Source organism: Pseudomonas paraeruginosa (assembly GCF_003025345.2).
Lineage (GTDB): Bacteria > Pseudomonadota > Gammaproteobacteria > Pseudomonadales > Pseudomonadaceae > Pseudomonas > Pseudomonas paraeruginosa.
Genome location: NZ_CP020560.1, coordinates 3,162,966 through 3,179,702, shown reverse-complemented (window position 1 = coordinate 3,179,702; position 16,737 = coordinate 3,162,966). Strand labels below are relative to the sequence as shown.

The window sequence follows — 16,737 nt, the reverse complement described above, 5'->3', positions numbered from 1 at the left end:
GCAATGGTCGACTACGGCGACTGGCCGAGCGACTGGGGCGCCGAGCGCGCGGTGGCGGCCGGGCGCGATTTCAGCGAACTGAAGGCGGCCCATGGCGGGCTGGCCTGGGTGGAATTCGATCCGGCCAGCGCGCGCTCGCGCCTGTACCTGTGGCGCGACGGCGAGCTGGAGGAGCCCACCGCGCCGGACGGCTCGGTGCGCAGCCGGGTCTACGAGTACGGTGGCGGCGCCTGCTGCGTGACGCTCGACGGGCTGGCCTGGGTCGACGAAACCGACCAGCAGGTACGCCGTTGGCGAGCGGGCCGTGCAGCCCAAGTGCTGGGCGGCGGGGCGCAGTGTCGCTACGGCGACCTGGCCTACGTCGATGCCTGGGATGCCCTGCTGGCGGTGGAGGAGAGCCATGAGGCGGCCGGGGTGGTGCATCGCATCGTGCGCCTGGACGCCGATGGCGCGCGCCGGGTGCTGGTCGAGGGCGCCGATTTCTACGCCGCCCCGCGTGCCGCCGGCCAGGGGCGGCGGCTGGCCTGGATCGAATGGGACCGCCCGCACCAGCCCTGGACCGAGACCCGCCTGAGCCTGGCGGAGAGTGGGCGTACGCGCTGCCTGGCTGGAGCCGGTGGCGGCGAGTCGATCCAGCAGCCGCGCTTCGATCCCGACGGCCGCCTTTACTGGCTGAGCGACCGCGACGGCTGGTGGCGTCCCTGCGCCGAGGTAGCGTTGGCCGGCCGCTTCGCCGATGCCGACCACGCGGGCGCGCCCTGGCAACTGGGCGCTTGCAGCTACCTGCCGCTGGGAGAGGGAAGGCTGCTGCTCAGTCGCCTCGAGGCCGGCGGCGGGCAACTGTTCCTGCGCGAAGCGGACGGCAGCGAGCGGCGCCTGGCGGAAGACTGGAACCGGTTCGCCGGACTGGCCGCGGATGCCCGGGCGTTCTACTGCATCGCGGCGGCGGCCGATCGTCTGCCGGCGCTGCTGGCGATCCGCCGTGACGACCTGCGTGTCGAGGTGTTGCGCGGTGGCGAGCGGCCACTGGCGGAGGGCGAGCTGTCGCATGCGCAGGCCTTCGTCTATGCCCTGGGCAACGGCGAACACGGCCACGGTTTCTTCTATCCGCCGCGCAACGCCCGCCGCCGCGTCGATCCCGAACGGCCACCGCCGTTGCTGGTGTGGCTGCATGGCGGACCGACCTCGATGCATTCGCCGGCGTTCGATGCCGGCCTGCAGTTCTGGACCCAGCGCGGTTTCGCCGTGGCGGCGCTGAACTACCGTGGCAGCAGCGGCTACGGCCGCGCCTATCGGCAGCGCCTGCGCGGCCAATGGGGACGCCTGGAGGTGCGCGACATCGAGGCGGCGCTGGCGCAGCTGGCGACGGAGGGGCGGATCGACCGCGACCGGGTCTTCGTCCGTGGCGCCAGCGCCGGAGGCTACAGCGCGCTGCGCGCCCTGGCCTGCCTCGATGGCCTGCGCGGCGGCGCCAGTCTCTACGGGGTCAGCGATCCGTTGGCACTGGCGCGTTGCACCCACAAGTTCGAGGGCGACTACCTCGACTGGCTGATCGGCGACCCGCGGCGCCAGCGCCGCCGATACCTGGCGCGCAGTCCGGTGCGGCAGGCCGAGCGCATCCGCGCGCCGGTGGTGTTCTTCCAGGGCGGGCTCGACGCGGTGGTGGTGCCGGAGCAGACCGAGGCGATGGTCACCGGCCTGCGGCGCAGCGGCGTGCGCGTGGAGTGCCACCGCTATCCGCAGGAGCGCCACGGCTTCCGCCAGCCGGCCAATCGCGCCCATGCCCTGCTGGCGGAATGGCGCTTCTACCTGGGCCTGCTGGAGGATTGAAGGGACCCGCCAAGGTCGCATTGCAATAACCGACGAATACAGTAGGCTGCCGGCAATGTCCGATAACAATAAGAATGGTCTGTCAGATGAGCCACGACCTCAGCCAACTGCGTAAATTCGTCTCGCCCGAGATCATCTTCGGCGCCGGCTGCCGGCACAGCGTCGCCAACTACGCGAAGACCTTCGGTGCGCGCAAGGTCCTGCTGGTCTCCGACCCCGGTGTGCTCGCCGCCGGTTGGGTCGCCGACATCCAGGCGAGCCTGGAGGGGCAGGGCGTCGACTATTGCCTGTACACCGCGATCTCGCCCAACCCGCGCGTCGAGGAGGTGATGCTCGGCGCCGAGTTCTACCGCAGCCAGGGCTGCAACGTGATCGTCGCGGTGGGCGGCGGCAGCCCGATGGATTGCGCCAAGGGCATCGGCATCGTCGCCGCCCATGGCCGCAGCATCCTCGAGTTCGAAGGCGTCGACCGGCTGCGGGTGCCGAGCCCGCCGCTGATCCTGATCCCGACTACCGCCGGGACTTCGGCGGACGTCTCGCAGTTCGTGATCATTTCCAACCAGGACGAGCGCATGAAGTTTTCCGTGGTGAGCAAGGCGGTGGTGCCCGACGTCTCGCTGATCGACCCGGAAACCACGCTGACCATGGACCCCTTCCTCTCCGCCTGCACCGGCATCGATGCGCTGGTGCACGCCATCGAGGCGTTCGTCTCCACCGGCCACGGCCCGCTGACCGATCCCCACGCGCTGGAAGCGATGCGCCTGATCGACGGCAACCTGGTGCAGATGATCGCCAATCCCGGCGACATCGTCCTGCGCGAGAAGATCATGCTCGGCAGCATGCAGGCCGGGCTGGCCTTCTCCAATGCCATCCTCGGCGCGGTGCACGCCATGTCGCACAGCCTCGGCGGCTATCTCGACCTGCCGCACGGGCTGTGCAACGCGGCGCTGGTCGAACACGTGGTGGCATTCAACTACAGCGCCGCGCCGGAGCGCTTCAAGGTGATCGCCGAGACCTTCGGCATCGACTGCCGCGGCCTGACCCAGGCGCAGGTCCGCCAGCGCCTGGTGGACCACCTGATCGCCTTCAAGCGTGCCGTCGGCTTCCACGAGAGCCTCGCTCTGCACGGGGTCGGCAGTTCCGACATCCCCTTCCTTTCGCGCCATGCGATGCAGGACCCGTGCATCCTCACCAACCCGCGCGAATCGAGCCAGCGTGACGTCGAGGTGGTCTATGGCGAGGCCCTCTGAGCGACAGCAGGAGGCCCTGGCCGGATTGCTCGGCCTGGGCAGCCACTCCGCGCGCAAGAGCCACTACCCGGAGCTGCTGGCGCGCCTGGAGGAGCTGGAGGCGGAGCGCAACCGCTACAAGTGGCTGTTCGAACACGCCGTGCACGGCATCTTCCAGGCCAGCCTCGGCCACGGCCTGCGCGCCGCCAATCCGGCGTTGGCGCAGATGCTCGGCTACGACGATCCGCAACAGGTGCTCTGGTCGCTGGAGGACATGGCCGGGCAGTTGTTCGTCGGCGGTGAGGCCGAGATGCGGCGGATCCGCACGCTGCTGCGCGAGCGCGGCGGCCTGTTCGGCTACGAGACGCGCCTGTGGCGCAAGGATGGCAGCCATATCGAGGTGTTGATGAACCTGCTGCTCAGGCACGACGAAGAGGAACTGGTCGAAGGCTTCGTCGCCGACATCACCGAGCGGGTCCAGGCCCAGCAGCGCCTGCAGAGCATGAACGAGGAACTGGAGCGGCGGGTGGCCGGGCGTACCCGCGAGCTGGAAGAGCTCAATCGCCAGTTGCGCCAGGCGCGCGACGCCGCCGAGGCCGCCAACCACAGCAAGGACAAGTACCTCGCCGCCGCCAGCCACGACCTGCTGCAACCGCTCAATGCGGCGCGCCTGCTGGTCGATACCCTGCGCGAGCGTGGCCTGCCGGCCGCCGAGCTGCAACTGGTGGAGCGTACCCATCTGGCGCTGGAGGGCGCCGAGACGCTGCTCACCGACCTGCTGGAGATCGCCCGGCTCGACCAGAGCGCGATCCGTCCGGAGCTGGACGACTACTCCCTGGACGAATTGCTCGGGCCGCTGGTTTCCGAATTCGAGGAAGTCGCGCGGGCCTCCGACCTGGCGCTGCGCGCGCGGATTCCCCGGCTGGCGGTGCGCACCGACGCGCGCCTGCTGTCGCGGATCCTGCGCAACTTTCTCAGCAACGCCTGCCGCTACACCGAGCGTGGCGCCGTACTGCTGGGCGCGCGCCGGCGTGGCGGCAACGTGCGCCTGGAGGTCTGGGACAGTGGCCGGGGCATTCCCGCCGACCAGTTGCAGGCGATCTTCCTCGAGTTCAACCAACTGGACGTCGGCCGGGCTTCCGAGCGCCGTGGCGTCGGCCTGGGCCTGGCCATCGTCGACCGGATCGCCGGCATCCTCGGCTATCGCATCGAGGTACATTCGATTCCCGGCCGAGGCTCGCTGTTCGCCATCGAGGTGCCGGTGGTCCGCGAGCCATCGCGGCCAGCGCCCGGCGAGGCGCCGGCGCGGGTATCTGCCGGCGATCCGCTGCCGGGAAGGCGGCTGCTGGTGGTGGACAACGAGACCGAGATTCTCTTCAGCATGGCCGCGCTGCTCGGCCAGTGGGGCTGCGAAGTGCTCACCGCCAGCGACCTGGAAAGCGCCCGGCGGGTGCTCGGCGGACGCGCGCCCGACGTGATCCTCGCCGATTACCATCTCGATCACGGCGCCACCGGCTGCCAGTTGCTGGGCGCGTTGCGCGCGGACTACGGCGCCGCTATCCCGGCGGTGATGATCACCGCCGACCGCAGCGACGACTGCCGTCGCGCGCTGAATCGACTGGGCGTGCCGCTGCTGAACAAGCCGCTGAAGCCCGGCAAGCTGCGTGCCGCCCTAAGCGCCTTGCTCGGCGAGGCCCAGGGCGCTTCCCGCGGCGCCGGAGACGGTGGCAGGCCCTAGCCGGGCCGGCGGCTGCGCCGGTGCAGCGCGACGGCCAGGGCCAGCCCGCTGAGCGCGGCCAGGCAGGCGAAGAGGAAGATCGAGCGGAAGCCGAACAGGTTGGCGACGAAGCCCACCAGCGGCCCGGTGATGCCCAGCGACAGGTCGACGAACAGCGAGTAGGCACCCAGCGCCGCGCCGCGGTTGGAAGCCGGCACCAGGTTCACCGCTTCCACGCCGAAGGCCGGGAACACCAGGGAGAAGCCGAAGCCGGTGAGCGCCGCGCCGGCCAGGCCGATCCAGGGGTTCGGCGCGCTCCACAGCAACAGCAGGCCGAGGCTTTCGATGCCGAGGCAGACGATCGCCACGCGGAAGCCACCGAGCCGGTTGATGCTGTTGGCGAACAGCAGCCGGGCGCCGATGAAGCAGCCGCCGAAGGCGCTCAGGCAGAGCACCGCGTGGGCCCAGCCACGGCTGGCGTAGTAGAGGGTGATGAAGGTGGCGATGGTGCCGAAACCGATCGCGCCCAGCGCCAGGCCCATGCCGTGCGGGGTGACCCGGCCGAGCACATGGTGGAACGGCAGGCGTTCGCCGTGCACCAGCGGCGCCGGCAGCTTCGGCCAGGCCAGGGCGAAGCCGAGCAGCCCGAGCAGGACGATCGCCGCGCCCATGCTCCACAGTCCCAGCCATTGCACCAGCAATACCCCTAGCGGCGCGCCGAGGGCGATGGCGCCGTAGCTGGCGATGCCGTTCCAGGAAATCACCTTGGCGGTGTGCGGCGCGCCGACCCGGCCGATGCCCCAGCCGATCGCCGCCGAGCCGACCAGGCTTTCCGCCGCGCCGAGCACCAGGCGGCCGACCAGCAGGCTGGCCAGGCTCAGCGCCGGCCAGCCCTGCAACGCCACCGAGAGCAGCATGAACAGCCCGCTCGCGGCGCTGCCGGCCATGCCGTAGAGCACCGCGCGCTTCGGCCCGAGGCCGTCGATGACGCGCCCGGCGTAGGGCCGGGCGAGCAGGGTGGCGAGGTACTGCACGCTGATCACCAGGCCGGCCAGCACCGAGCCGTAGCCGAGGTCGTCGTGCACGTAGCCGGGCAGCACCGCCAGCGGAATGCCGATGGTCAGGTAGCCGATGAAGGTGAACAGCACCACCGAGACGATCTGCAGGGTGACGTTCTGCCGCGCGCTGTCTTGCGTCGGCGGGATGGGGGGGATATCGACGGACATGTGGGAAACGCGGTCGCAGTGGGTTGTCGCGGTTCGCCATGATGACCGTTGCCGATGACGAATGAAAGCAGGCTAACGGATTCGCCGGGCGATCAGCGGCGCGCGGCGCGTGGCGCAGGTACGTTCAGAGGCGCTGGAAGAGGCCCGGGTAGTCGATCACCAGCCCTTGTTCGTCGACCAGCAGCACCGCCTTGAATGCGCTGCCTTCGAGGTTCTCGTAAAGATAGTGGCCGGCGTCCAGGCGCGTGTAGGCCTGGCGCATGCTGCGCGGCTCCAGGGCCGGGGCCTCGATGTAGAGGACGCGGATTTCCGCGCGCTGGCCATCGGCCAGGCCCAGGCGACGGATCGGGAAGGTGTTGGTGAAGGGACTTGGCCAGAGGTCGATGTCCAGGCAGCCGTCGAACGCCGGCAGCGCTTCGCCGTCGCCGTCCTGCCAGTGGCCGCGGCCATCGGCGAGCAGGTGCAGCTTGCGCACCCCGGTCTCGCTTTCGACGTGGAACACCGCTTCGCGCAAATGCCAGCCGGCGTCCCAGCGCAGCCGGTAGTCCAACTGGTAGGGCAGTCCGCTGCGTTCGTCGGGTGCGCGCAACTGGCTTTCCGCCTGGTCGTGCTCCAGGCGCAGGGCCTCCCAGCTGGACGACGGCGAGCGCCACAGGCCAGCCCAGGTGTACAGGCGCTCGCTGCTCATGCGTCGAGTACCAGGCCGAGGCGCTGGCGCCTGGGCAGGCGCGCCACCACCAGCTGGTGGGAGCGGACCAGGGCCTCGCGCAGCTCGGCGGCTTTCATCGGGTAGGGACGCGCCATCACGACCCAGTGCGCCCGCGCCAGGTAGGGTGCCGGACGGATGCCGGGGCGGTCGACGTAGCCGAGGAACAGCTCGCTGCCGACCTTGAAGGCCAGGCCGCCGTCCTTGTCGACGAAGTCGAGGATGGCGAACATCTTGTTGCCGGCCACCGAGAACACCCGGTTCGACCCCCACTTGAGGTCTTCCCGGGCACCGGGCAGTTGCAGGCAGAAGGCGGCGATCTGGTCGGCGGTCATGGACGCTCCGGTGGCGGGTCAGTCGCGGAAATACACTTCCAGGAGATGGTAGCCGAACTGGCTCTTCAGCGGACCCTGGAGTACGCCCACGGGCTTTCTGAAGATCGCATTGTCGATCGGCCGGACCATCTGTCCCGGGCGCACCTCGCCGAGGTCGCCGCCACGCTTGCCGGACGGGCAGGTCGAATGCTTCCTGGCCAGCGTGGCGAAGTCCTCGCCCCTGGCCAGGCGCTGCTTCAGTTGCTCGGCCTCGGCGGCGGTCTTGACCAGGATGTGGCGGGCCATGGCGACAGGCATGGGATTACCTTCTGCGGGAAAACGGAACGCGCATTCTAGCCCAGGCCCGCCGTGGCTTCAGTCGCGCAGTTCGGCGCGGTCGCGGTAGAGCTCCAGCGCCTGCGGGTTGGCCAGGGCGTCGGTGTTCTTCACCGGGCGCCCGTGGACCACGTTGCGCACCGCCAGTTCGACGATCTTGCCGCTCAGGGTGCGCGGGATGTCGGCGACCTGGACGATCTTCGCCGGCACGTGGCGCGGCGTGGTATTCGCGCGGATGGTCTGGCGGATGCGTTCGCGCAGGGGCTCGTCGAGGTCGACGCCGTCGCGCAGGCGGACGAACAGTACCACCCGCACGTCGCCCCGCCAGTCCTGGCCGATGGCGATGGACTCGAGGACTTCCTCGACCTTCTCCACCTGGCGGTAGATCTCCGCGGTGCCGATGCGCACGCCGCCGGGGTTGAGTACCGCGTCGGAGCGGCCATGGATCACCAGTCCGCCGTGGGCGGTCTCCTCGGCGTAGTCGCCATGGGCCCAGACGCCGGGGAAGCTGCTGAAGTAGGCATCATGGAACCTGGCGCCGTCCGGGTCGTTCCAGAAGCCCAGCGGGATCGACGGAAAGTGCCGGGTGCAGACCAGTTCGCCCTTGCCGCTGGCGAGCCGGCGGCCGTCGTCGTCCCGGATTTCCACGGCCATGCCCAGCGCCTTGCATTGCAATTCTCCGCGCCATACCGGCAGCAGAGGATTGCCGATGGCGAAGCAGGAAACGATGTCGGTGCCGCCGGAGATCGACGACAGGCAGAGGTCGCTCTTCAGCTCGCGGTAGACGTAGTCGAAGCTTTCGTGGGCCAGCGGCGAGCCGGTGGAAAGCAGCGTCTTCAGGCTGTCCAGGCGATGGCTGTGGCGCGGGCGGGCGCCGGCCTTTTCCAGCGCTGCCAGGTACTTGGCGCTGGCGCCGAACACGCCGATGCCCTCGGCGTCGACAAGATCCATCAGGCGTTCCGGGCCGGGATGGAACGGCGAGCCGTCGTAGAGCACCAGGCTGGCGCCCACCGCCAGGCCGGAGACCAGCCAGTTCCACATCATCCAGCCGCAGGTGGTGTAGTAGAACAGCCGGTCGCCGTCGCCCAGGTCGGTGTGCAGGCCGTGCTCCTTGAGATGTTGCAGGAGCACGCCGCCGGTGGCGTGGACGATGCACTTGGGTACCCCGGTGGTGCCCGACGAATAGAGAATGTACAGCGGCTGCTCGAAGGGCACCGGGGTGAAGACCGGCTCGCCCTCGGCCTGGTAGAACCCGTCCCACAGCGCGACCTGCGCCTGGCAGCGGTAGTCCTGCGGCTGTGCCTGCGGACGGTCGTAGGGCACCACCAGCAGTTGCTCCAGGCCGGGTAGCCCGGCGAGCACCTCGTTGAGCCTGGCGGTCAGGTCCAGCGACTTGCCGGCGTAGCGGTAGCCGGCGCAGGCGATCAGCACCCGCGGTTCGATCTGGCCGAAGCGGTCGATCACGCCCTGGGTGCCGAAGTCCGGCGAGCAGCTCGACCAGGTCGCGCCGAGGCTGGCGGTGGCAAGCATGCCGACCACGGTCTGCCAGGTGTTCGGCATCAGCGCCGCGACCCGCTCGCCAGGACCGACGCCGAGCGCGGCGAGGCGCTTCTGCAGGCCGGCGACGTGACGGGCCAGCTCGGCGTGGCTGAGCACCTCGCGGCGGCCGTCTTCGCTCACCGCGATCAGCGCCGGGGCGTCATCGCGGCGGCGCAGCAGGTGTTCGGCGAAATTCAGCGTGGCGCCGGGGAACCAGCGCGCCGAGGGCATCTGCGCGCCTTCCTCGAGCACCGCGCGCGGCGGTTGCCGGAAGCGCACCTCGAAGAAGTCGACGATGGCCTGCCAGAACGCCTCGCGGCGCTCCACGCTCCAGGCGTGCAGCGCCGGGTAGTCGGCCAGGGCGAGGGCGTGGCGCTGGTTGACGAAGCGCCGGAAAGCCTCCATGCGGCTGGCGGCGATACGTTCGGCGGAAGGCGTCCAGAGCGGTGCGGGCATGGCGTGTCCGTCCTTCTTGTCGTTCTTACCCATGCGCCAAGCATAACCGCCCGCGGCGGCGCCTGCCTCAATCGCCGGACTGGTCTTCGGGCAGCGCCAGCGAGCGCCAGTCGGTGCCATGCAGCAGCACGTCGCTGAGGGCCTGGGCGGCGGTGGACAGCTTGTGCTCGCTCAGCCGCAGCAGGCCGACCCGTCGCTGCACCTGCGGCGCGTAGAGCGGCAGGCAGCGCGCGCCGAGTTCCTGCATCTGCTGGATGCACAGGGTCGGCACGGCGCTGACACCGAGGCCCTGGGCGACCATCCGCCCGACCGTGACCAGTTGGTGGCTCTCGAACGCCACCGGCAGGCGGCCGTGCTCGGCGGCCACGCTTTCTTCCAGAAGCAGGCGCACCGCCGAGGGACGCTGCAGGGTGATGAAGGGCTCGCCGAGCAGTTCGTGCCAACTGATCCGCTCCCGCCCGACCAGCGGCGAGCCGGCCGGCACCACGGCGACGAAGCGGTCGTTGTAGAACGGGGTGAATTCGAGGTTTTCCAGGGACTCCGGCTCGAAGGCGATGCCCAGCTCGACGCGCCGGTTGCGGACCATCTCCAGCACCTGCTCGTTGATCACGTCGTGCACCGCCACGTTGACCCGCGGGTGGCGCTCGCGAAAGGTCTTCAATACCAGCGGCAGCAGGTTGCCGGCGAAGGAGGGCATGGCGGCGATGGAGACCTTGCCCAGTTGCAGGGTGAAGTGCTGGCGCAGCAATTCCTCGGTGTTGTCCCAGTCGGCCATCAGGCGCTGCGCCAACGGCAGCAGGGCCTCGCCCTCGGGGGTGAGGCTGACGCTGCGGGTGGTACGTTCCAGCAGCGCACCGCCGAGGCTTTCCTCCAGGCTCTTGATCGCCAGGCTCAGGGCCGGCTGGGAGAGGTGCAGGCGCTCGCCGGCCTGGGCGAAGCTGAGGCTCTGCGCCACGGCGAGGAAGGCGCGCAACTGCTTGACGGTCATTTATTTGTTTTTCTCATCAATGGATTGGAAAAACAAACTTAACAAATCAGTCCGCAGCGGAGAAGCTCTGTGCGACCCGGCAGTCGGACTGCCGCACGCACAATCACAAGAGCCGGAGAGGCACAGCAGCATGAGCGGACTCGACAAGCGAGTAGGCAGTTACGAAGAGGCCCTCGAAGGCCTGACCGACGGTATGACCGTCCTCGCCGGGGGCTTCGGCCTCTGCGGGATCCCCGAGAACCTGATCGCGGAAATCCGCCGGCGCGGGGTCAGGGACCTCACGGTGGTCTCGAACAACTGCGGCGTCGATGGCTTCGGCCTCGGGGTGCTGCTGGAGGACCGGCAGATCCGCAAGATGATCGCGTCCTACGTCGGCGAGAACGCCCTGTTCGAGCAGCAACTGCTCAGCGGCGAGCTGGAGGTCGAACTGACCCCCCAGGGCTCGCTGGCCGAGAAGATCCGCGCCGGCGGCGCCGGCATCCCGGCCTTCTTCACCGCCACCGGCTACGGCACCCCGGTCGCCGAGGGCAAGGAGGCGCGCGAGTTCAATGGCCGCCACTACATCCTCGAACCGGCCATCACCGGCGACTTCGCCATCGTCAAGGGCTGGAAGGCCGACCATTTCGGCAACGTCGTCTATCGCCACACCGCGCAGAACTTCAACCCGCTGGTCGCCACCGCCGGGCGCATCACGGTGGTCGAGGTGGAGGAGATCGTCGAACCCGGCGAACTGGACCCGACGCAGATCCACACCCCCGGCATCTACGTCGACCGGATCATCCAGGGCCGGTTCGAGAAACGCATCGAGAAACGCACGCTGCGCGCCTGACGGCGGCCGCTACAACGACAAGAGGTTTCCCCAGATGGCACTTACCCGCGAACAGATGGCGCAGCGCGTGGCGCGCGAATTGAAGGGCGGCTACTACGTCAACCTCGGCATCGGCATCCCGACCCTGGTGGCCAACTACGTGCCGGAGGGCATCGACGTGATGCTCCAGTCGGAGAACGGCCTGCTCGGCATGGGCGCGTTTCCCACCGAGGCGGAGATCGACGCGGACATGATCAACGCCGGCAAGCAGACCGTGACCGCCCGCGTCGGCGCGTCGATCTTCGACTCGGCGCAGTCCTTCGCCATGATCCGTGGCGGCCACGTCGATCTCACCGTGCTCGGCGCCTTCGAGGTGGACGTGCGCGGCAACATCGCTTCCTGGATGATCCCCGGCAAGCTGGTCAAGGGCATGGGCGGCGCCATGGACCTGGTGGCCGGCGCGGAGAACATCATCGTCACCATGACCCATGCCTCCAAGGACGGCGAGTCCAAGCTGCTGCCGTACTGCACCCTGCCGCTGACCGGTTGCGGCTGCATCCGCAAGGTGCTCACCGACCTGGCCTACCTGGAGATCGAGGACGGCGCCTTCATCCTCCGCGAGCGCGCCCCCGGGGTCAGCGTCGAGGAGATCGTGGCGAAGACCGCCGGCAAGCTGATCGTCCCCGAGCACGTGCCGGAAATGAGCTTCTGAGTCCCCGGCCCAGAGGGCGTAGGATAGGGCAGCGATCCACCCCTACGTCCACCCGCAGCGATTCGGCCCGGCCACGGGCGAATCCAGGAGAACCATCCATGCAAGACGTCGTCATCGTCGCCGCCACCCGCACCGCCGTCGGCAGCTTCCAGGGCTCGCTGGCCGGCATTCCCGCCCCCGAGCTGGGCGCCGCCGTGATCCGCCGCCTGCTCGAACAGACCGGTCTCGATGCCGGCCAGGTCGACGAAGTGATCCTCGGCCAGGTGCTCACCGCCGGGTCCGGGCAGAACCCGGCGCGCCAGGCGGCGATCAAGGCCGGCCTGCCGGTCGGCGTACCGGCCATGACCCTGAACAAGGTCTGCGGCTCCGGCCTCAAGGCCCTGCACCTGGGCGCCCAGGCGATCCGCTGCGGCGACGCCGAGGTGATCGTCGCCGGCGGCCAGGAGAACATGAGCCTGGCGCCCTACGTCATGCCCGGCGCCCGCACCGGCCTGCGCATGGGCCATGCGAAGCTGGTCGACAGCATGATCGAGGACGGCCTGTGGGACGCCTTCAACGACTACCACATGGGCATCACCGCCGAGAACCTGGCGGAGAAGTATGGCCTGACCCGCGAGGAGCAGGACGCCTTCGCCGCCGCTTCGCAGCAGAAGGCCATCGCCGCCATCGAGGGCGGGCGCTTCCGCGACGAGATCACGCCGATCCAGGTCCCGCAGCGCAAGGGCGAGCCGCTGAGCTTCGACACCGACGAGCAGCCGCGCGCCGGCACCACCGTCGAGGCCCTGGCCAAGCTCAAGCCGGCCTTCAGGAAGGACGGCAGCGTCACCGCCGGCAACGCCTCCAGCCTCAACGACGGCGCCGCCGCGGTGTTGCTGATGAGCGCGGCCAAGGCCAAGGCCCTGGGGCTGCCGGTGCTGGCGCGGATCGCCAGCTACGCCAGCGCCGGGGTCGACCCGGCGATCATGGGCATCGGCCCGGTCTCCGCCACCCGGCGCGCGCTGGACAAGGCCGGCTGGAGCCTGGAGCAACTGGACCTGATCGAGGCCAACGAAGCCTTCGCCGCGCAGTCCCTGGCGGTGGGCCGGGAACTGGGCTGGGATGCCGCCCGGGTCAACGTCAACGGCGGCGCCATCGCCCTTGGCCACCCGATCGGCGCGTCCGGCTGCCGGGTGCTGGTGACCCTGCTGCACGAGATGATCCGTCGCGACGCGAAGAAGGGCCTCGCCACCCTGTGCATCGGCGGCGGCCAGGGCGTCGCCCTGACCCTGGCCCGCGACTGATCCATCGACCGGCCGCTCGCGGCGTGATCGCGCCATGTCCTTTCGCGGGGGCATGGCGCGCTCGTGTCCAGGGAACGAGCGGCGGACGGCCTTGGCCGTCCGACCGGCGCCGCACCGTTCCGTTCCCCGGAACGGTCGGGCGCCCAGGGAGCCGTACCGCACACACAGGCGGCCCCGTTGCCGCCGAATAACAATAAAACCGAGAGAATCCGCGATGACCGCTATCCTTCCCATCCAAGAAAGCCGCTCCGCGCGCTTCGCCATGCGTTGCTCGAGCTGGGCCGAGCGCTGGTTTCCCGACTCCTGGGTGTTCGCCGCCCTGGCCATCCTTATCGTCAGCCTGGCCGCGCTGGCCATGGGCGCCGGCCCGACCGCCACGGCGAAGGCCTTCGGCGACGGTTTCTGGAGCCTGATCCCGTTCACCATGCAGATGGCCTTCGTGGTCATCGGCGGCTACGTGGTAGCCAGCTCAGGCCCCGCCTCGCGTCTCATCGATCTGCTCGCGCGAGTGCCGAAGAATGGCCGCTCGGCGGTCTGCTGGGTGGCGCTGGTGTCGATGCTCGCCTCGCTGCTCAACTGGGGCCTCAGCCTGGTCTTCGGCGGCCTGCTGGTACGCGCCCTGGCGCGCCGCGAAGAGTTGCGCATGGACTACCGCGCCGCCGGCGCCGCCGCCTACCTCGGCCTCGGCGCGGTGTGGGCGCTGGGCCTGTCGTCATCGGCCGCGCAGTTGCAGGCCAACCCGGCCAGCCTGCCGCCTTCGATCCTGGCGATCACCGGGGTGATCCCGTTCACCGAGACCATCTTCCTCTGGCAGTCAGGAGTCATGCTGCTGGCATTGGTCCTGGTCTCGCTGGTGATCGCCTACATGACCGCGCCGAGCGCCGCCAGCGCCCGCGACGCCAAGGCCTGCGGGGTCGACGTGAGCTTCACGGCACCGGCGAAACTGGCGCCGACCCGGCCCGGCGAGTGGCTGGAGCACAGCCCGCTGCTGATCATCCTGCTGGTGCTGCTGGCCGGCGGCTGGCTGGCCCACGAGTTCTCGACCAAGCCGGCGATCCTGGCGATCTCCGGGCTGAACACCTATAACCTGCTGTTCCTGATGCTCGGCGCGCTGCTGCACTGGCGCCCGCGCAGCTTCCTCGATGCGGTGGCGCGCGCGGTGCCGACCACCACCGGGGTGCTGATCCAGTTCCCGCTGTACGGCTCGATCGCGGCGATCATGACGACGGTCAACGGCAGCGACGGCGAGACCCTGGCCCACCATATCTCGACCTTCTTCGTGCAGATCGCCTCCCACGATACCTATGCGCTGCTGATGGGCGTGTACTCGGCGGTGCTGGGCTTCTTCATTCCTTCGGGCGGCGGCAAGTGGATCATCGAGGCGCCGTACGTGATGCAGGTGGCCAACGAACTGCAATACCACCTCGGCTGGGCGGTACAGATCTACAATGCCGCCGAGGCGCTGCCGAACCTGATCAACCCGTTCTACATGCTGCCGTTGCTCGGCGTGCTGGGGCTGAAGGCGCGCGACCTGATCGGCTTCTCGTTCGTCCAGCTGCTGGTGCACATCCCGTTGGTGCTGGTGCTGCTCTGGGCCCTGGGCAGCACCCTGGCCTACATTCCGCCGGTGATGCCGTAGCGTATCGGTGGAACAACGGCGGATAACGCCTGCGGCGTTATGCGCCCTACGCCGGGGCACGGAGCCGGGGCCGTAGGGCGAATGACCGCAACGCGGCTATCCGCCGAACCAGCCGGGCAATGGCGGATAACGCCTGGGACGGTAAACGCCCACGGAGGGATGACTGGCGTGGAGGACAGCTATCGCCGCAGGCGCCGGATCAGGTTTCGGCGACCACGTCCCAGGCGACCTTGCGAAAGTCCAGTTGCTGGTAGTCCTCCCGCACCGGCGAGTAGATCTCGAGTATCTCGCAGGCTTCGAGCGCCAGGGCTTCATGCTCGACATTCGAGGCGATCACCGCGCATTGACCGTCGCCGAGCACATGGGTCACGTCGCCGACCCGCAGTTTCAGCCGGCCCTTGATGATGATGGGGCAGGCTTCGTGCACATGCCGGTGGCAGGGGATCACCGCGCCCTTTTCCAGGTTCCAGAAAGCTATGGTGCAGTGCGCGGTGTGGATGAAGCCGGCACGGGCGCTGCCGTCGGCATTGATCGCATGCTTCTTCAGGTTTTCGATGATCTTTTCCATGGGAATCATTGGCTCCATGAGTCCGGAATCGTCAGGCTACCGGCGTCGCGGTTTTCAGGTGGATACTGAAACCCATCGGTACCGGACCGAAGTTCTCCACGATATGCAGCTCGTTATTCTGCGCCGCCTCGATGGTGGTGATGCAGCCATCTATATTTCCCAGGGCACATTGGCGAGCGGCCTCACTGTTCGAAGTGCACAGGACAAGTTCGGCGGAAGTTGCAGGCTCCCCTAACTTTGCCAGCAGACTGGTGGGCGCTGGATGGGAGCCGATTCGTTTTACCGTGGTATTTCCGTTTCGCGCGAAGACCGTGTCATAGGTATCCATGAGATGGTGGTCGACAAGTTTCAAGCGATCGAGGTGGCGAAATACGATTTCATGCAGCCTGGGATAAACGATACAGCCCATCAGGATTCCCGGTTCTTGTGAACCGAGCAAATCATCCAGGGCTTCTTCGAGGGTGGCGCGAAGTTCGATCTGGCCATTCCAGCCACTCTTGGCCATATATTGCCGGGCGGCTTTTTCACAGTTGGTCCCGCTGGGACCCAGCGTATAGATATTCATCCTTGGTTCTTCCCTGTGGTGTTTACCGGGTCAGATGCGGTTGCGTTCCTCCACGAGGCTGGCCAGGCTCCTGTGGTCATGCCCGTTACGCAGGGTGGCGAGGATTTCTCCCTCGATCCGCTCGATTTCGAGGGCCTTTTCGTAGAGTTCGCCGAGTAGCGGGGCAGGGAACACCACGGTGCCGTTGTCGTCCGAGACCACCACGTCGCCGCTCGTCACGCGGCTGCCTTCGATCATGCAGCTTTCCCCCGTGCTCCTGACGCGGTAGGCGCCCTGGGTATCGACCGGGGTGAAGTTGCTGGCCAGGACGGGGGTCGTCAGGGCCCTTACTTCCGCCGCATCGCGGACGGAGCCACCGAGGACGATGCCTTCGAAACCCAGCTTGGCGAAATAGGTGCAACTCAGGCCCCCCGCCAGCGCGGCGTCGGTCGTCAGCGCGCCGGCTCCGGCGACGTAGACCAGGTCCCTGGCCGAACTCAGGTCCGGGACGAGGAAGTCCTTCACCTGTTCCCAGGTGGAAGGTTGCGCACGGGTGATGTCGCCGGTCTTCCTGACCCGCTCCCATTCCACCGTATAGGCATGCCCTATGAAATAATGTCGTTGCGTGTTTCTTGAAACGATATTTCGACAGAGAACTTCGCCGACACCATAAGCATCCAGGAGGTCGGCGAAAGTCGAAGTGCTGATTGGCTGCTGTCTTATTTCAATGAAAAGTTCATGGCTCACATCGATGCTCCTTCAGGAAAGTTTCGTCCGTGTTGCAGATTCCCCTTCTTCAGGGGGAACTCGATGTGAGGGCTTTTTTAATTTGACGCCAGAAAAGA

General features: G+C 68.2%; 16 protein-coding genes. 7 read left to right on the top strand and 9 right to left on the bottom strand.

Going from position 1 to position 16,737, the window contains the following annotated elements; all coding sequences use genetic code 11:
- Positions 1–3 precede the first annotated feature (3 nt).
- The 3 genes from B7D75_RS15025 (at position 4) to B7D75_RS15015 (ending at position 4,797) form a co-directional block, all read left to right on the top strand.
- A complete protein-coding gene (locus B7D75_RS15025) occupies positions 4–1,830 on the top strand; it encodes a S9 family peptidase (RefSeq protein ID WP_107114176.1) in 1,827 nt (608 codons plus the stop codon).
- An 86-nt stretch (positions 1,831–1,916) separates the two neighbouring features.
- The gene (gene ercA / locus B7D75_RS15020) at positions 1,917–3,080 is read left to right on the top strand and encodes an alcohol dehydrogenase-like regulatory protein ErcA (protein ID WP_107114175.1); all 1,164 of its coding nucleotides are present in this window, start codon (positions 1,917–1,919) and stop codon (positions 3,078–3,080) included.
- Entirely contained in the window at positions 3,064–4,797 is a 1,734-nt protein-coding gene (locus tag B7D75_RS15015) for a hybrid sensor histidine kinase/response regulator (RefSeq protein WP_107114174.1), read from the top strand. The genes ercA and B7D75_RS15015 overlap by 17 nt, the downstream gene beginning before the upstream one ends.
- On the opposite strand, the gene B7D75_RS15010 is transcribed toward B7D75_RS15015, so the two are convergent.
- From B7D75_RS15010 to B7D75_RS14985, 6 genes are all read right to left on the bottom strand, one after another.
- On the bottom strand, positions 4,794–6,002 hold the full coding sequence (locus B7D75_RS15010) for an MFS transporter (protein WP_043101122.1): 1,209 nt from the start codon (positions 6,000–6,002) through the stop codon (positions 4,794–4,796). The two genes, B7D75_RS15015 and B7D75_RS15010, sit on opposite strands and share 4 nt — an antisense overlap.
- 124 nt (positions 6,003–6,126) lie before the next feature.
- A complete protein-coding gene (locus B7D75_RS15005; protein WP_034080571.1) occupies positions 6,127–6,690 on the bottom strand; it encodes a putative glycolipid-binding domain-containing protein in 564 nt (187 codons plus the stop codon).
- Positions 6,687–7,043: an MmcQ/YjbR family DNA-binding protein gene (locus B7D75_RS15000; protein ID WP_034080568.1), complete on the bottom strand. Its 357-nt coding sequence runs from the start codon at positions 7,041–7,043 to the stop codon at positions 6,687–6,689. Before B7D75_RS15000 ends, B7D75_RS15005 begins: the two co-directional genes overlap by 4 nt.
- Positions 7,044–7,061: 18 nt before the next feature.
- Positions 7,062–7,340 (bottom strand): peptidylprolyl isomerase, encoded by a 279-nt coding sequence (locus tag B7D75_RS14995; RefSeq protein ID WP_012076038.1) that lies wholly within the window; start codon positions 7,338–7,340, stop codon positions 7,062–7,064.
- A 57-nt stretch (positions 7,341–7,397) separates the two neighbouring features.
- Positions 7,398–9,353, bottom strand: a complete 1,956-nt coding sequence (locus B7D75_RS14990; protein WP_107114674.1) for an acetoacetate--CoA ligase — start codon at positions 9,351–9,353, stop codon at positions 7,398–7,400.
- 67 nt (positions 9,354–9,420) lie between these two features.
- A complete protein-coding gene (locus B7D75_RS14985; protein WP_034080565.1) occupies positions 9,421–10,341 on the bottom strand; it encodes a LysR family transcriptional regulator in 921 nt (306 codons plus the stop codon).
- 130 nt (positions 10,342–10,471) lie between these two features.
- Here B7D75_RS14985 and B7D75_RS14980 point away from each other — a divergent pair, with 130 nt between their 5' ends.
- The 4 genes from B7D75_RS14980 (at position 10,472) to B7D75_RS14965 (ending at position 14,780) form a co-directional block, all read left to right on the top strand.
- On the top strand, positions 10,472–11,170 hold the full coding sequence (locus B7D75_RS14980) for a CoA transferase subunit A (RefSeq protein ID WP_003088566.1): 699 nt from the start codon (positions 10,472–10,474) through the stop codon (positions 11,168–11,170).
- Between the two features lie 34 nt (positions 11,171–11,204).
- A complete protein-coding gene (locus tag B7D75_RS14975) occupies positions 11,205–11,861 on the top strand; it encodes a CoA transferase subunit B (RefSeq protein WP_107114173.1) in 657 nt (218 codons plus the stop codon).
- A gap of 98 nt (positions 11,862–11,959) precedes the next feature.
- The gene (locus B7D75_RS14970; RefSeq protein ID WP_003121716.1) at positions 11,960–13,141 is read left to right on the top strand and encodes an acetyl-CoA C-acetyltransferase; all 1,182 of its coding nucleotides are present in this window, start codon (positions 11,960–11,962) and stop codon (positions 13,139–13,141) included.
- Positions 13,142–13,355: 214 nt separating this feature from the next.
- The gene (locus B7D75_RS14965; protein ID WP_034080561.1) at positions 13,356–14,780 is read left to right on the top strand and encodes a short-chain fatty acid transporter; all 1,425 of its coding nucleotides are present in this window, start codon (positions 13,356–13,358) and stop codon (positions 14,778–14,780) included.
- A 199-nt stretch (positions 14,781–14,979) separates the two neighbouring features.
- Here B7D75_RS14965 and B7D75_RS14960 read toward each other — a convergent pair whose 3' ends face one another.
- From B7D75_RS14960 to B7D75_RS14950, 3 genes are read right to left on the bottom strand one after another with little or no spacing between them, the layout of a single operon-like run.
- Positions 14,980–15,348: a cupin domain-containing protein gene (locus B7D75_RS14960; RefSeq protein ID WP_107114172.1), complete on the bottom strand. Its 369-nt coding sequence runs from the start codon at positions 15,346–15,348 to the stop codon at positions 14,980–14,982.
- Between the two features lie 31 nt (positions 15,349–15,379).
- Positions 15,380–15,913, bottom strand: a complete 534-nt coding sequence (locus B7D75_RS14955; protein ID WP_107114171.1) for a type 2 periplasmic-binding domain-containing protein — start codon at positions 15,911–15,913, stop codon at positions 15,380–15,382.
- Between the two features lie 30 nt (positions 15,914–15,943).
- Complete coding sequence (locus B7D75_RS14950; protein WP_034080560.1) at positions 15,944–16,639, bottom strand: RraA family protein; 696 nt, start codon at positions 16,637–16,639, stop codon at positions 15,944–15,946.
- Positions 16,640–16,737 lie beyond the last annotated feature (98 nt).

Bases quoted from the DNA above. Each gene is read 5' to 3' on its own strand.
- B7D75_RS14955 (WP_107114171.1), bottom strand. From the start codon at position 15,913: ATGAATATCTATACGCTGGGTCCCAGCGGGACCAACTGTGAAAAAGCC.
- B7D75_RS15005 (WP_034080571.1), bottom strand. From the start codon at position 6,690: ATGAGCAGCGAGCGCCTGTACACCTGGGCTGGCCTGTGGCGCTCGCCG.
- B7D75_RS14960 (WP_107114172.1), bottom strand. From the start codon at position 15,348: ATGGAAAAGATCATCGAAAACCTGAAGAAGCATGCGATCAATGCCGAC.
- B7D75_RS14990 (WP_107114674.1), bottom strand. From the start codon at position 9,353: ATGCCCGCACCGCTCTGGACGCCTTCCGCCGAACGTATCGCCGCCAGC.
- B7D75_RS15025 (WP_107114176.1), top strand. From the start codon at position 4: ATGGTCGACTACGGCGACTGGCCGAGCGACTGGGGCGCCGAGCGCGCG.
- B7D75_RS14995 (WP_012076038.1), bottom strand. From the start codon at position 7,340: ATGCCTGTCGCCATGGCCCGCCACATCCTGGTCAAGACCGCCGCCGAG.
- B7D75_RS14980 (WP_003088566.1), top strand. From the start codon at position 10,472: ATGAGCGGACTCGACAAGCGAGTAGGCAGTTACGAAGAGGCCCTCGAA.
- B7D75_RS15015 (WP_107114174.1), top strand. From the start codon at position 3,064: ATGGCGAGGCCCTCTGAGCGACAGCAGGAGGCCCTGGCCGGATTGCTC.
- B7D75_RS14985 (WP_034080565.1), bottom strand. From the start codon at position 10,341: ATGACCGTCAAGCAGTTGCGCGCCTTCCTCGCCGTGGCGCAGAGCCTC.
- B7D75_RS15000 (WP_034080568.1), bottom strand. From the start codon at position 7,043: ATGACCGCCGACCAGATCGCCGCCTTCTGCCTGCAACTGCCCGGTGCC.
- B7D75_RS14965 (WP_034080561.1), top strand. From the start codon at position 13,356: ATGACCGCTATCCTTCCCATCCAAGAAAGCCGCTCCGCGCGCTTCGCC.
- B7D75_RS15010 (WP_043101122.1), bottom strand. From the start codon at position 6,002: ATGTCCGTCGATATCCCCCCCATCCCGCCGACGCAAGACAGCGCGCGG.
- B7D75_RS14975 (WP_107114173.1), top strand. From the start codon at position 11,205: ATGGCACTTACCCGCGAACAGATGGCGCAGCGCGTGGCGCGCGAATTG.
- B7D75_RS14970 (WP_003121716.1), top strand. From the start codon at position 11,960: ATGCAAGACGTCGTCATCGTCGCCGCCACCCGCACCGCCGTCGGCAGC.
- ercA (WP_107114175.1), top strand. From the start codon at position 1,917: ATGAGCCACGACCTCAGCCAACTGCGTAAATTCGTCTCGCCCGAGATC.